6 protein-coding genes and 3 pseudogenes are annotated in these 14,775 nt (G+C 75.6%); 5 read left to right on the forward strand and 4 right to left on the reverse strand.

What is annotated here, in order from left to right; translation table 11 throughout:
* Positions 1-6: 6 nt before the first annotated feature.
* The 5 genes and pseudogenes from AC060L_RS21320 to AC060L_RS21340 all read left to right on the forward strand — a co-directional run.
* Positions 7-3,795: pseudogene (locus AC060L_RS21320) on the forward strand (type I polyketide synthase); the annotation flags it as partial.
* An 84-nt stretch (positions 3,796-3,879) separates the two neighbouring features.
* Positions 3,880-5,934 (forward strand): annotated as a pseudogene (locus AC060L_RS21325) (SDR family NAD(P)-dependent oxidoreductase); the annotation flags it as partial.
* A gap of 312 nt (positions 5,935-6,246) precedes the next feature.
* Positions 6,247-6,666: pseudogene (locus AC060L_RS21330) on the forward strand (acyl carrier protein); the annotation flags it as partial.
* Positions 6,663-8,657, forward strand: a complete 1,995-nt coding sequence (locus AC060L_RS21335; RefSeq protein ID WP_483800430.1) for an alpha/beta fold hydrolase — start codon at positions 6,663-6,665, stop codon at positions 8,655-8,657. The pseudogene AC060L_RS21330 and the gene AC060L_RS21335, both read left to right, overlap by 4 nt.
* Positions 8,658-8,882: 225 nt before the next feature.
* Positions 8,883-11,150 (forward strand): non-ribosomal peptide synthetase, encoded by a 2,268-nt coding sequence (locus tag AC060L_RS21340; protein WP_483800431.1) that lies wholly within the window; start codon positions 8,883-8,885, stop codon positions 11,148-11,150.
* A 118-nt stretch (positions 11,151-11,268) separates the two neighbouring features.
* Here the strand turns inward: AC060L_RS21340 and AC060L_RS21345 are convergent, their stop codons facing one another.
* Genes AC060L_RS21345 through AC060L_RS21360 form a run of 4 tightly spaced genes read right to left on the reverse strand, consistent with a single transcriptional unit; the run spans position 11,269 to position 14,751 of the window.
* A complete protein-coding gene (locus AC060L_RS21345; protein WP_483800432.1) occupies positions 11,269-12,600 on the reverse strand; it encodes a cation:proton antiporter in 1,332 nt (443 codons plus the stop codon).
* 59 nt (positions 12,601-12,659) lie between these two features.
* Positions 12,660-13,451, reverse strand: coding sequence for a thioesterase II family protein (locus AC060L_RS21350; protein WP_483800433.1), 792 nt, complete (start codon positions 13,449-13,451; stop codon positions 12,660-12,662).
* A gap of 37 nt (positions 13,452-13,488) precedes the next feature.
* Positions 13,489-14,442 carry a chlorinating enzyme gene (locus tag AC060L_RS21355; protein ID WP_483800434.1) on the reverse strand — a complete coding sequence of 318 codons (954 nt, stop codon included), beginning with the start codon at positions 14,440-14,442 and terminating at the stop codon, positions 13,489-13,491.
* Positions 14,443-14,478: 36 nt separating this feature from the next.
* Positions 14,479-14,751 (reverse strand): phosphopantetheine-binding protein, encoded by a 273-nt coding sequence (locus tag AC060L_RS21360; protein WP_483800435.1) that lies wholly within the window; start codon positions 14,749-14,751, stop codon positions 14,479-14,481.
* Positions 14,752-14,775: the final 24 nt, after the last annotated feature.

A 14,775-nucleotide genomic window follows, 5' to 3' on the forward strand; every position in this document is an offset into this window, starting at 1 on the left:
GACGCGCTGCGGGCCGCGTTGAAGGAGAACGAGCGCCTGAAGACGGCCGCCCGCGAAGCCGAGCGCGACGCTTCCCGCGAAGCCGAGCGCAGCCGCGAGCCCGTCGCGATCGTCGGCATGGCCTGCCGCTACCCCGGTGGGGTCGGCTCCCCGCAGGACCTCTGGCGATTGGTCACCGACGAGGTGGACGCGATCGGCCCGTTCCCCGACGACCGCGGCTGGGACCTGGCCTCGCTCTACGACCCGGACCCGGACACCCCCGGCACGTCGTACGTCAAGGAGGGCGGGTTCCTGCGGGACGCCGCGCGGTTCGACGCCGAGTTCTTCGGCATCTCGCCGCGCGAGGCGTACGCGACGGACCCGCAGCACCGGCTGCTGCTGGAGACCGCCTGGGAGGCCGTGGAGGACGCCGGACTCGACCCGGCCGCGCTGCGCGGCAGCCGTACCGGCGTCTTCGTCGGCACCATGTACGGCGACTACGGCTCCCGCCTCGTGCCCGCCCCCGCCGAGTACGAGGGCTACCTCGGGCTCGGCAGCGCCGGCAGCGTCGCGTCCGGGCGCGTCGCGTACACCCTCGGCCTCCAGGGCCCGGCGCTGACCGTTGACACGGCCTGCTCCTCCTCGCTGGTCGCGCTGCACCTCGCCTGTGCCGCGCTGCGCCGGGGCGAGTGCTCGCTGGCGCTGGCCGGCGGCGCGACCGTGATGGCGACGCCGATGCCGTTCGTGGAGTTCAGCCGGCAGCGCGGGCTCGCCGCCGACGGCCGGTGCAAGTCCTTCGCCGCGGCCGCGGACGGCACCGGCTGGTCCGAGGGCGCCGGACTGCTGCTGCTGGAACGGCTGGCGGACGCCCGTCGCCTCGGCCACCCGGTGCTCGCCGTGGTCCGCGGCACCGCCGTCAACCACAGCAGCGACAGCAACGGGCTGACCGCGCCGAGCGGCAGTGCGCAGGAACGCGTGATCGCCGACGCGCTCGCCGCCGCCGGCCTGCCCGCCGGAGAGATCGACGCGGTCGAGGCGCACGGCACCGGCACCTCGCTCGGCGACCCGATCGAGGCGCAGGCGCTGCGGGCCGTCTACGGCGCCGGTCGGCCGGCGGACCGTCCGCTGTACCTGGGCTCGCTGAAGTCCAACATCGGGCACACCCAGGCCGCCGCCGGCGTGGGCGGCGTGATCAAGACGGTCCAGGCACTACGGCACGGCGTCCTGCCGCGGACGCTGCACGCGGACGAACCCACCCCTCATGTGGACTGGGCCGACGGCGCGTTGGCGCTGCTCACCGAGGCGACGCCGTGGCCCGACCGAGGCCGTCCCCGGCGGGCGGCCGTCTCCTCGTTCGGCATCAGCGGCACCAACGCGCACGTGATCCTGGAAGAGGACGCCGAAGCCGAAGCGGAAACCGGCGCCGCAGCTGAGCCCGCATCACCCGCCGGCCCGGCGCCGGTGCCGCTGCCCGTCGTGCCCCTGGTGCTGTCGGCGGCCGGCGCACCGGCGCTGCGCGCGCAGGCCGCCCGGCTGCTCGACCGGGTGACCGCCGAGCCGGCCCGTCCGGTCGATCTCGGCTTCTCCCTCGCGACGACCCGGGGGCACCTCGACCACCGTGCCGTGCTGCTCTGCGCGGACCGGACGGATCTGCACGAGGGCCTGCGCGCGCTGGCCGACGGCGCCGACCACCCGGCCGCCGTGCGGGGCACGGCGGCCGGCGGCCGCACGGCCTTCCTCTTCGCCGGGCAGGGCGCCCAGCGGCTCGGCATGGGCCGGGAGCTGGCCGCGGCGTTCCCTGCCTACGCCGCGGCCCTCGACGCGGCGTGCGCCGAGCTCGACGCCCGGCTCGACCGCCCGCTGCGCGAGGTGCTGTTCGCGGCCGAGGATTCCGCCGAGACCGGGCTGCTGCACCGCACGGAGTACACCCAGCCCGCGTTGTTCGCTTTCGAGGTCGCACTGTTCCGCCTGTTCGAGGCGTGGGGCGTCCAGCCCGACGCGGTCATCGGGCACTCCGTCGGCGCGCTCGCCGCCGTGCACGCCGCCGGGGTGCTCTCGCTCGCGGACGCGGCCGAACTGGCGGTGGAGCGTGGCCGGTTGATGCAGCGGCTGCCCAGCGGCGGCGCCATGGTCGCGCTGCGGGCGGGCGAGGAGCAGGCGGCGGCACTCGTCGCCGGCCGGACCGACCGCATCGCGGTTGCCGCCGTCAACGGGCCGGCCGCCAGCGTGCTTTCCGGGGACACCGACGAACTGGCCGAGGTGGTGGCCGAGTTCGAGAAGTCCGGGGGCAGGGCCCGCTGGCTGCCGGTCAGTCACGCGTTCCACTCGCCGTTGATGCGGCCGGCGCTCGACGAGCTGCGGGCCGTCGTCGAGCGGCTGACGTTCCACCCGCCGCAGCTCACGGTCGTCTCCGACCTGACCGGCGAGCCGACGCGGCCCGGCGAGCTCGCCGACCCCGAGTACTGGGTGCGCCACGCCCGCGAGACGGTCCGCTTCCAGGCCGGTGTGCGCACCTTGACGGAGCTCGGCTGCCACCGGTTCCTCGACCTGGGCCCGGCCGGCGATCTGCTGGCGACCACCGCCGACTGCCTCGCCGGCCTTGCCGCCGGCCCCGCGCCCGGCCAGCCGCCCGGTTCGGCGGCCGGGCCCGAGCTGGTGCCGGCGCTGCGCCGTGGCCGGGCCGAGCCCGTGGCCGCGCTCAGCGCGCTCGCGCGGCTGCACGCCGGCGGCACGGAGGTGGACTGGACCGCGGTCTTCGCCGGCAGCGGCGCCCGCCGCGTCCCGCTGCCGACCTACGCGTTCCAGCGCCGCCGGTTCTGGATCGACCGGACCGGCGGCGCCGGTGACGTGCGGTCGGCCGGTCTCACCGGCCTCGATCACTGGGCGCTGACCGCCGTCGCCGAGCTGCCGGAACCCGGCGGGACGCTGTACACCGGACGGCTCTCGCTCGCCGCGCAGCCGTGGCTCGCGGACCACCGGGTCGCCGGCCGGGTGCTGCTGCCGGGCACGGCGCTGCTCGACCTGGTGGCGAGCGCCGCGCGGGCCGCAGGGGGCGGCGCGGCCGAAGCGGCCGAAACGGTGGAGGAGCTGGTGCTGGAGGCGCCGCTGACCGTGCCGCAGGAGGCCGGGATCCAGCTGCGTGTGTTCCTCGCCGCGGCCGGCGCGGACGGCACCCGTGCGGTCACCGTGCACGCCCGCCGGGCCGACGGCCCCGAACCGTCGCCGTGGACCCGCCATGCGCACGGCACGCTCACCCGCCGGACGCTGGCCGTCGCGGATCCGGCCGATCCGGCGGGTCCGGCCGGCCCTGCGGATCCGGCCGACCCCGCGGGTCGCACCGACCCGGCGGATTCTGTCGATCCCGCCGCCGGCACGTGGCCGCCCGTGGGCGCCGAACCCGTCCCGGTGCCGCTCGACGAGCTCTACGCGGAGCTGGCCGGGCGCGGCCTGGAGTACGGACCGGCGTTCCGCGGGGTGCGCGCGCTCTGGCGGCGCGGGGCGGAGCTCTTCGCCGAGGTCGCGCCGCCCGCGCAGCGGTGGCCGGGCGGCGCCGGGAGCAGCCTGCACCCCGCGCTTCTCGACGCCTGCCTGCACCCCTTCGCGCTGAGCTCCCCGGACCCCGGCGCCCCCCGGGCCGAGGGCGGCCGTGCGCTGCTGCCGTACGTCTGGTCCGGCGTCCGGATCCACCGCGCGGCGGCCGACCTGGTCCGGGTCCGGCTGACCCCCACCGGCCGCGACGCGGTGGCCGTCGAGGTGACCGACGGCGACGGCAGGCCGGTGGCCACGGTCGGCTCGCTCTCGCTGCGCCCGGTTCCGGCGGGTGCCGCCGGGCCGGCCGCCGCCCTGCTGCTGCCGCACTGGACGGCCGGGCCCGTGCTGCCCGCGCCGCCCGGCACCGAGCGCTGGCTGCGGGTCGGCCCCGGCGAAGCCGTCGCCGACGCGGCAGCCCTCGGGTCCGCGCTCGCCGCCGATCTCGCCGCCGGGGCGGCGGCCCCGGAGGTGGTGCTGCTCGGTTGCGCCGAGGCCGACGCGGACCCCGCCGCCGTCCGGGCGCTGCTGCGGGAGGTGCTGGCCGCCACCCGACTGCTGCTCGGCGACGAACGGCTCGCCGGCACCCGGCTCGTGGTGCTCACCCGCGGGGCCGTGGCCGTTCCCGCCCCTGCGTCCGCGCCTGGCCCGGCGTCCGCCGCCGCGGACCAGGCACCCGCTCGGCTCGCCCACCGCGCCGTCTGGGGCCTGCTGCGGTCCGCCCAGGCCGAACACCCCGGCCGTTTCACCCTCATCGACGAGGACGGCACCGCGGCCTCCCTCGCCGCGCTCCCCGCCGCCGTGGCGACCGGCGAACCGCAGCTCGCGCTGCGCGACGGCACGGCCCACCGCCCCGGCCTCGCCGAGGCACCCGAGCGCACCGGACTGGTCCCACCAGCCGGCACCCGGAGCTGGCGGCTGGACTACGTCGCCAAGCAGTCCTTCGCCAACCTGTCGCTGGAGCCCTGGCCGGAGGCAGACCTGCCGCTGGCACCCGGTCAGGTCCGGGTGCGGTTGCGGGCCGCCGGGCTCAACTTCCGTGACGTGCTGCTCTCGCTGGGCGTGATACCGCCCTCCGTCGACCCGGACGCGGGCGACCGCGGCCAGGGCGGCGAGGGCGCCGGCGAGGTCGTCGAGGTCGGCGCGGGCGTCACCGACCTGCGCCCGGGCGACCGCGTCCTCGGCCTCTTCTCCGGCATCGGGCCGACTTCGGTGACCGACCGGCGGCTGGTCTGCCCGGTCCCCGAGGGCTGGACGTTCCAGCAGGCCGCCGCCGTGCCGGTCGCCTACCTGACCGCCTACTACGGGCTGGTGGAGCTGGCCGGGCTGAGCGCGGGCGAGTCGGTCCTGGTGCACGCGGGCACCGGCGGCGTCGGCACCGCCGCGCTGCAGATCGCCCGCCATCTCGGCGCGGTGGCCTACGCCACGGCTTCCCCCGGCAAGTGGGACACGCTGCGGTCCTTCGGGTTGCCGGACGAGCGGCTCGCCTCCTCGCGCAGCCTCGACTTCGAGCAGCGCCTGCTCGACGCCACCGGTGGTGCGGGCGTAGACGTCGTCCTCAACTCCCTGGCCGGCCCCTACACGGACGCTTCGCTGCGCCTGCTGCCGCGCGGCGGCCGCTTCCTGGAGATGGGCAAGACCGACCGGCGGGATCCGGCCGCCGTGGCCGCGCAGCACCCCGGGGTCGCCTATCGGGCGTACGACGTGCGCGAGCCGGGTCCCGACCGCATCCAGCAGATGCTCCGTGCCCTGCTCGCGCTGTTCGAACGGGGCGAGCTCCAGCCGCCGCCGGTCCGCGGCTGGGCCGTCCGCAGCGCGCCGGAGGCGTTCCGGTACCTGGCCGAGGCTCGGCACGTCGGCAAGGTCGTCCTCGAACTGCCCGACCCCGTCTGGGACACCGGGCGGGCCGTGCTGATCACCGGCGGCCTCGGCTGGCTCGGTCGGCTGACCGCGCGCCACCTGGTCGTCGAGCACGGCGTCCGGCAGCTGGTCCTGCTCGGGCGCGGCGCCCCCAGCCCGGCCGCGACCCGCGACATCGCCGAACTGCGCGGCCTGGGCGCCGAGGTGCGCACCCTCGCCTGCGACGCGGCGGACCGGACGGCACTGGCCGCCGCGCTCGACGGGCTCGACCGCGAGGGCCTGCGGCTCGGCGGCGTCGTCCACGCGGCGGGCGTCGTCGATGACGGGCTGCTGGCCGCTCTGACCCCCGAGCAGCTCGACCGGACGCTCCGGCCGAAGGTCGATGCGGCGGTCAACCTGCACGAACTGACCGCCGGGCGCGAGCTGTCCGCGTTCGTGCTCTACTCCTCGCTGGCCGGCACGCTCGGCTCCGCAGGGCAGGCCGGCTACGCCGCCGGCAACGCGTTCCTGGACGGCCTGGCGGAGCGGCGGCGCGCGCTAGGCCTGGCCGGTGTCTCGCTCGTCTGGGGCCTGTGGGACGTCGCCGGTGGCATGGGCAGCGCGCTGACCGGGGCCGACCTGGCCCGGATGGCCCGGCTCGGCGTGCTGCCGCTCCCGATCGATCAGGGCCTCGGCCTGCTGGACGCGGCACTGGACGGCGACCGGCCGGTGGCCGTGGCCGCCCGCTGGGACCGGACGGCGCACCGGGACCGGGACCGGGATCAGGAACGGGAGCAGGAGCGGGAGCAGGAGCGGGACCGGTCGGCCCGAGCCGCGACAACCGCGAGTGCCGGAACCGCCGTTGTGCCGGTCGGCGACCTGCAGGAGGTGATCCTGCACGAGGTCGCCACCGTGCTCGGCCACGACTCGGACGCGGTGCTCACCCCCGACAGCGTCTTCGACCGGATCGGCTTCGACTCGCTGACGGCCGTCGAACTGCGCAACCGGATCGCCGCCGCCACCGGCGTCCGCCTGCCGGCCACGTTCATCTTCGACTGGCCGACCCCGCGCGAACTCGCCGACCACCTGCGGACGGAGCTGCCGACGGAAACGGCCACGGACACGGACACGCTCATGGCCACCGCTGCCGCACCGGCGGACGAGCGGCCCGGCTCCCCGTCCCACGCACTCGCCGCCGTCGAGGCCGCGATAGCGGACGGCACCCTCGGGGACGCCGAGCGCACCCGGCTGCGCGAGCGACTGCACGAGCTGCTGGACCAGCTGTCCACCACCACCGAGGACAGGACACCGAGGACATGACCCAAGACGTGACCCAAGACATGGCCGAGCGCACCCCTGCCGCCGCGCCGCAGCCTGGGGCGCAGCGGTGGCTGCGGGACTTCCCGGCGGGGGAGCAGCCGGCCGCCCGCCTGGTCTGCTTCCCGCACGCGGGCGGCACCGCCAACGCCTTCGCCGCGCTCGCCGCCGCGCTGCCCGCGGACATCGCGCTGCTCGCGGTGCAGTACCCCGGCCGGCAGGACCGCCGTGCCGAACCCGAGCCGCACGACATCGCCGCGCTCGCCCGGGGAGCGGCCGCCGCGCTCACGCCGTACACCGACCGGCCGCTGTTCCTGCTCGGTCACAGCATGGGCGCGCTGGCAGCCTTCGAGACGGCCCGGCTGCTGGCCGAACGCACCACCGTGGCACGCCTGTTCGTCTCCGCCGCCCGGCCGCCCGCGGCGGACTGGGCGGAGCCCGACCTCGACGCGCTGGCCGACGACGAGCTGGTCGCAGGCCTGCGCCGGCTCGGCGGCGTCCCGGACGCGCTGCTGCGCGACCCGGAGATCCGCATCGAGGTGCTGCGCCTGCTCCGCGCCGACCATCGGCTGCTGCGCCGCTACCACTGCGCGCCGGACACCGCCCTCGCCACCCCGATCACGGTCCTGCTCGCGGCCGAGGACCCGAAGAACACACTGGAACAGGTGCAGGGCTGGGCCGGGCACAGCGGCGCCGGGCACACGGTCGAGATCCACCCGGGCGGCCACTTCGCGCTGATCGAAGAGGCGGCGGAGACCGCGAAACTGCTCGTCCGCCAGATCCACGCCGATCTGGCGGCCCGGCCCCTGCCCGCCCCATCGGCTGCCCCGCCGGCCGATTTGGTGCGCGAGATCTACCTCGCCGGCCCCGCCGCCGCGGGGTCCCGCCTCTCCACCGACCTCACGCTCCTGCAGGACGCGGCCCGCGCGGTGCTGCCGCCGTCCGCGTACGGGTACGTCGCGGGCGACGCCGGGACGGGGGCGACGGGCCGCGCGAACCGCGAGGCGTTCGACCGGTGGCGGATCGTGCCGCGGATGCTGCGCGGCGTCGTCCGGCGGGACCTGTCGGTGCGGCTGCTCGGCCGGGAGTCGGCGGTGCCGGTGCTGCTCGCGCCGGTCGCCGCGCAGACCGTGGTCCACCCCGAGGGCGAGCTCGCGGCCGTGCGCGGCGCGGCCGACGCGGGCGTGCCGTTCGTCCTCTCCTCGTTCGCGTCGCACAGCATGGAAGAGGTCGCGGCGGCGGCTGGTCCGCAGCCGCGCTGGTTCCAGCTGTACTGGCCCTCGGACCCGTCGGTCGCGGAGTCGCTGGTCCGCCGCGCCGAGGCGAGCGGGTACACCGCGCTCGTGCTCACCGTCGACAACCCCGCCTTCGGATACCGTCCTTCGGATCTCGACCACGGCTACCTGCCGTTCCTGCACGGCGCCGGACTCGCGAACTTCACCAGCGACCCCGCGTTCCGGGCGGCGCTGCCGCCGGACGCCGGCGACCGGGCGACGCTCGCGCACTGGGCGGCGATCTCCGCGAACCCCGGCCTCACCTGGGACCGGCTCCCGCAGCTGCGCGAGCTCACCGATCTGCCGATCCTGATCAAGGGCATCCTGCATCCGCAGGACGCCCGCCTGGCGCTCGCGCACGGCGCCGACGGGGTGATCGTCTCCAACCACGGTGGGCGCCAACTCGACGGCGCCGCCGCCGCGCTGGACTGCCTGCCGGCCGTCCGGGCGGCAGTCGGCGACACCGTGCCGGTGCTGATGGACTCCGGCGTGCGGACCGGCAGCGACGTGTTCAAGGCGCTGGCCCTCGGTGCGGACGCCGTGCTGCTCGGCCGGCCCTACCAGTACGGCCTGGCGCTCGACGGGCGCGGCGGCGTGCGGCACGTGCTGCGCTGCCTGCTCGCCGAGCTCGACCTCGCGCTGACGCTCAGCGGCTGCGGCAGCGTCCGCGAGATCACCCGGGACCTGCTCACCCCGCCGGGCCCGCCGGGAGGCGCCTGACCGCCCGGCCCGGCGCCCGGCTCTGCCGGCGGCGCCCCGTCCCGCCCGGGCCTCACCCGCACCACTCGCCTCGCCGGCATTCCGCGCCTCACCCGCACCCCGTCCCTCACTCGCGCTCAGCGCCTCACCCGCACTCCGCGCCTCACCGGCACCCCGTGCCCCCGCAGCCCGCTCGCCACCGCAGCTGGGCCGCGAGCACGCAGGACACCGAAGGAGAACGTACGCATGATCCCGTCGCCCTCGCCGTTGCCGTCGGCGCAGCCTCGCCCGCCGATCGCGAGCGGCCGGGTCGGTACCGTTCCGGTGCTGCTGGAGCCGGGCGTCGCGGCCGCCGTCCGCAGGCTGGCCGCCGACCGGCGCGCGAGCCCGCTGATGGTGCTGCAGGCGGCGTTCGCCGTCCTGCTGCACCAGCTCGGGGCCGGCACCGACGTGCCGGTCACCGCGGTCACCGCGGTCGGCACGGTCGGCGCCCACGGCTCGGCGCCGGCGCCGCCCGGCGCCACCCGGGTGCTCCGCGCGGACCTGTCCGGCCACCCGTCGTTCGCACGGCTGCTCGACCAGGTACGGGACCGCACCCGGGCCGCCCGCGACCGCCCGCCGTCCCCGCCCGAGCCGACGGTGACCGCAGAGCCCGGCCCCGCCGGGGGAACGGGCTGCGCGCTGGCCCTGCGCCTCCCACCCGGCACCGGCACCGGCACCGGCACCGGCACCGGCACCGGCACCGGCGAGGCGGCGAACGGCGGCGCGCCGGCAGCCGAGATCGCGTATGCCGCCGACCTCTTCGAGCCCGCGGCGGCAGCCGCCCTCGCCACCCGGTTGCTCCGGATCCTGGCGCAGGTGACGGCCCGTCCGGCCACGGTGGTGAGCCGCATCGACCTGCTGGACCCGGCCGAGCGCCACCGGCTGCTCGGCGAACTGGCCGGAGCCGCTGCGCCCACGCCGGACGCGTCGGTGCCCGAGCTGGTGGCCCGGCAGGCCGCCGCGACCCCGGACGCGCTCGCGGTCGTCTGCGGCGAGGAGAGCCTGACGTACCGTCAACTCGACGAGCGGGCGACCGCGCTGGCGCGGCGACTGCGGAGCGCCGGGGTCGGCCCGGAGTCACTCGTCGCGCTCGCGCTGCCCCGCTCCGCTGAGCTGGTGGTCGCGCTGCTCGGCACGCTGAGGTCGGGAGCCGCGTATCTGCCGATCGACCCGCGCTATCCGGCCGGGCGGCTGGCGTTCCTGCTCTCCGACGCCGCACCGGACCTGCTCCTCACCGACTCCGCGACGGCGGCGGAACTCCCGGGGCACACCGTCCCTGTCTGCCTGCTCGACGACCCGGTGCCTCCTCGACCCCTTCAGCCCCCGATACCCGGTGAGCCGTGGCTCGTGCGTCCGGGCCAGCTCGCGTACGTGATGTACACCTCCGGCTCGACCGGCACTCCGAAGGGAGTCGCCGTCACGCACGCGAACGTCGTCAACGGCATCACCCGGCTGGCCGCTGTGGCCGGGATCGGCCCCGGTGCGCGGGTACTGGCCGGGACCTCGATCAACTTCGACGTCTCCGTGTTCGAGGTGTTCACCGCGCTCACCAACGCGGCCACCGTCGAGGTGGTCCGCGACGTCCTGGTGCTGGCCGAGCGCGGCGGCTGGCAGGGCAGCGTGCTGCACACCGTGCCGTCGGTCTTCGCCGAGCTCACCGACCGGCTTGCGGGGTGCCTGGGCGCCGACGTCCTGATGTTCGCCGGCGAGCCGCTCCCGGCCGACCTGGTCCGGCGGCTGGGGGCTGCGCTGCCCGGCACGCGGCTGGTCAACGCGTACGGGCAGACCGAGAGCTTCTACGCCACCGCGTACACCGTGCCGGAGGGCTGGCAGGGCGCCGGCGTGCCGATCGGGCGGCCGCTGGGCAACATGCGGACGTACGTGCTCGGCCCCGGACTCGTGCCCGTGCCACCGGGTGTGACGGGGGAGTTGTACGTCGCCGGCTCGGTGGCACGCGGCTACCACGGCCGGCCCGGGGCAACCGCCGAACGGTTCGTGGCGGACCCGTTCGGACCGCCCGGTGCGCGCATGTACCGGACCGGGGATCTGGCCCGCTGGAACGCGGACGGCCAGTTGGAGCATGTCGGCCGGGGTGACGGCCAGCTGAAGATCCGCGGCATGCGGATCGAGGCGGCCGAGATCGAGGCCGTGCTCGCCGGACACCCCGGCATCGCGCACGCCGCGATCGCCCTGCGCCCGGACCCTGGCTCGCACGGCAAGCGCCTGGTGGCCTACCTGGTCCCCGCGCCGCGGCCCGCCGAGCCGGCCGGAACCGCTGACGCCGCGCAATCCGCCGCGCAGCCCGCCGCGCTGTCCGCAGAGCTGTCCCCGCGCCGGCTGCGCCGGTACGTGGCCGACCGGCTGCCCGCCTTCATGATCCCGGCCGTCTTCGTCACCCTGGAGCGGCTGCCGCTCACCCCGAACGGCAAGCTCGACCGGGCGGCACTGCCGGAGCCGTCGGCAACCGCTTGAACACGACCGTCAGGCCGCCGGGCACCCGGCGGCCTGACGGTCGTGCTCAGGCGGTTGCCGTTCGGGCTGGCCCGTCAGGCCCGTCGTCTGCGGCCCGTCGTCTCCGGGTGGCAGCCGGTCAGGCGGTGCTGAACCGCTTCTCCCGCTCGGTCTCCGCCGCCGTCGTCGGCATCCGGCGGGTCGCGTGTCGCAGCAGTGGCGGAGCCATCATCGACGTCACGACCGCGACCAGGATGATCACCGTGTACGTGGCCGTGGTGAGCACGCCGAGCTTGAGGCCGACCGTCGCCACCACGATCTCCACCACGCCCCGGGCGTTGAGTCCGGCCCCGATCGCCAGCCCCTCGCGGTGGTCGAGGCGTCCCGCGCGGGCGCCGAGGTAACCGCCCGCGAACTTGGCCGAGGTGGCGACCGCGAGTGTGACCAGCGCGGCGGCGAACACGGCAGGGCGGGCCAGCGCGGACAGGTCGACCTGCAAGCCCGCGGTGGCGAAGAAGAGCGGAGCGAGCACGGCCATGACGAACGGCCGCAGCGCGTTCAGGCCGGCCCGCCCGGCCGGCCCGAGCGAGGCGATCACGATGCCGCCCAGGAACGTGCCGAGGATCGGTTCCAGGCCGAGCGCGTCGGTCGCCGCCGCGAAGACCAGCAGCAGGACGACGACCGCGGCCACCGCGCCACCGGAGTGATCGGGGTGCTCGCCGATCCGCAGCACCCGGGCGGCCACCGGTCGCGCGACCAGCCCGGTGAACGCCAGCACGGCGACGAGGCAGCCGGCCGCTCTGGCCACCGGTGCCAGCTGCGTCCCCGTGGTCGCCATGGTGGAGACCAGCGACAGCAGCAGCCAGCCCACGATGTCGCTGACCGCGGCCGCACCGATGATCAGCTGGCCGACGTTGCGGTGCAGCAGCCGCATGTCCAGCAGCGTCTTCGCGATCACCGGCAGTGCGCTGACCGCGACGGCGACCCCCACGAAGAGCGCGAAGGAGACGCGGTCGGCGTTCGGTGCCAGCAGCGAACCGGGGGCCAGGAAGCCGAGGCAGACGCCGAGGGCGAGCGGCAGCACCACACCGCCGACGCTGACGAAGCCGACGGCCCGGCGGCGTCGCCGGAGCAGGTCGAGGTCGATGTGCGCGCCGGTGACGGCGACCAGCAGCAGCACGCCGAGCTGGGCCACCACCGCGAGCAGGTGTCGCTGGTCCGGGTCCGGCGGCAGTAGCCAGCCGGACGGGCCGGGCAGCAGGTGGCCGAACACCGACGGGCCGAGCAGCACCCCGGTGCTCAGCTCGCCGACCACGGCTGGCATCCGCAGCCGCGCCGCCACCCTGCCCAGCACCACCGCGGCGGTCAGGAACAGGGCGAACTGGAGTAGGAACAGCAGCAGTTGATGGTCGCCGATGCCGGGGACCGGCCCGGCCGCCCGCGCTGTCATCATCGGCATCGTCGTTGCCATCGCCATCTCGACTCCTTCGGCCGCGGTGGTCGGGGGCCGGGCCCGGCCCGGCCGGTGGATCAGTGCGGCTCGACCGCCCCCGGCGGCGGACCGAGCAGCGCGTCGAGCACGGCCGCGGCCAGGCCGGCGGGATTGGCGGCGGAGAGCAGGTGTCCGCCGGGCAGCCGCAGCACGGCGCAGTGCCCGTCGGCGTGCTGCGCCCAGGAGTCGAGCCGCTCGGCGGCGGCGTCGTCCCGGCCGGCGATCACCCGGATGTCCCCGGGCGTCCGGGTTGCCCGGTGCCCGGCGATGAGCGAGCCGGCCAGCCGCAGGTCGTCCCGGATCAGCGGGAAGGCCCGTGCGGCGAGGGCCGGATCCGTGACGACCTCCGGCGGGATCTCGCCGCCCATCGCCGTCAGCGCCGCGACCGCCGACTCGATCGAGGTCACCTCCGGGAGCGGGCCCGTCCGCCGCACCGACGGCGGCGAGTTGGAGACGGCGAACAGCAGCGGGGGACGAGCCTGCCGGAGCACCGCCGTCACGGCGAGGCCGACGTACGCGCCGAGGCTCTCGCCGTAGACGGCGTCCACCGGGCCGTCGAGCTGCCCGGTCACGTCGCGTACGGCGGCCTCCGCCGTCACCAGGCAGGGCTCCTCGAACCGGCGGCCGTGGCCGGGCAGTTCGATGCCGCGGAAGTCGATCCGGTCGCCGAGGGCCCGCCTGAGCCGCCGGAAGTAGCCGGCGCCGCAACCGGACGGCGGGATGAAGGCGACCACCGGCCTGGCCCGCGCGTCGTCCCGCTCGCGCTGCCGCCCGTGGTCCGGGTCGGGTTGCCGGTTGCGGTCATGCTCGGGTTCCCGGTCATGCGTCATGGGGGCTCCAGACGTGGTGCTCCGGACAACCGGGCGGTCAGGCCTGGTGGATCGGCGTGCCCCGCAGCGTCGTGTCGCTGATCCTGTTGTGGCCGTAGTCGTCTCGGCCGCTGACCAGGAAGGCGGACCACTTCTCCAGTGAGATGCTGCCGCCGTACTCGTCGATGTGGTCGGTGCCGGGATAGACCCGCACCTTGGTCGGGACATAGCGGGTGGCGAAGCCCATCCGGTAGTTCTTGCCCGTACCGGTGTTCGGCAGCGAGGCGTGCATCAGCGTGGACAGGAAGATCACGCACTGACCACGCTCCATCACCAGCGAGACGGCGTCCTCCTCGTTCGGCCGCCACCCGGGATCGACCTGCAACTGCCGGTAGTCGTACCCGAAGAATCCGCGCCGGACACCGTCCTTGACCTCCGAGTTGATGCGGCTCTCGTTGTACTCCATCCGCTTCGTCTCGTCGTAGTTCATCTGGTGGTGCGTGCCCGGGATGATCTGCAGGCAGCCGTTCTCGATGGTGGAGTCGGTGAACGCCGTCCACACGGTCAGGGTGCCCGCGCCGAAGTTGTCCTCGGTCTCGCCGGGCCACAGCAGCTGCGGCTTGCCGCTCGCGTTCGCGAAGGTGTCGGCCTGGTGCCAGTCGGTGCCCTCGTCTCCCGGGTACTTCGGGAAGAACTCCGAGCGCCAGCAGAGCAGATCGGGGCCGAGCACGGACGCGACCCGGTCGACGATCCTCCGGTTGCACGCGTGCCGGGCCAGCAGATCGATGTCCAGGTGGCGGTCGTAGTTGAAGATGTTCGGTGCTCCGACGCCCTTGTCCACCTCGGGATAGGCGGCGTACCGGCGGTCGAGCGCCTCGCGCTGGACGGTCTTCCACATCTCGTCCATCTCGTCGGGCGAGTAGACCGTCAGCGGGCCGAGGTAGCCGTTCTGCTGGAACGAGGCCACCTCCTCGTCCGACAGGGAGAATTCGGCGCCTTCGATGGTGGTCATGTCCTGCGTCCTCTCAACTGCGTCTGCTGGTCGGGGTCAGCGCTGCTCGGCCGGCCGCAGCTGCGCGACGGCCGCGTCGAGCGGCTCGGAGTACGTGGTCTTCATGTCGAGGACGACCCCGAAGGAGTCGCCGAGGTGCTTGTTCAGCTTCGCGAAGGTCACCGAGTGACCCCCGATGTCGAGGAAGTTGTCGGAGCCGACGAGTTCCGGATCGTCCAGCTCGACGCGCAGCCACTCGACGACGGAACGCTCGATCTCCGCCCGGCCGGCTTCGGGAGCCGTCTCGTTGCCTGCCGCTGAAACCTGCATGGGGGCATTCCTCCTGTCGTTCTT

This window comes from Kitasatospora sp. NEAU-69 (assembly GCF_057158765.1).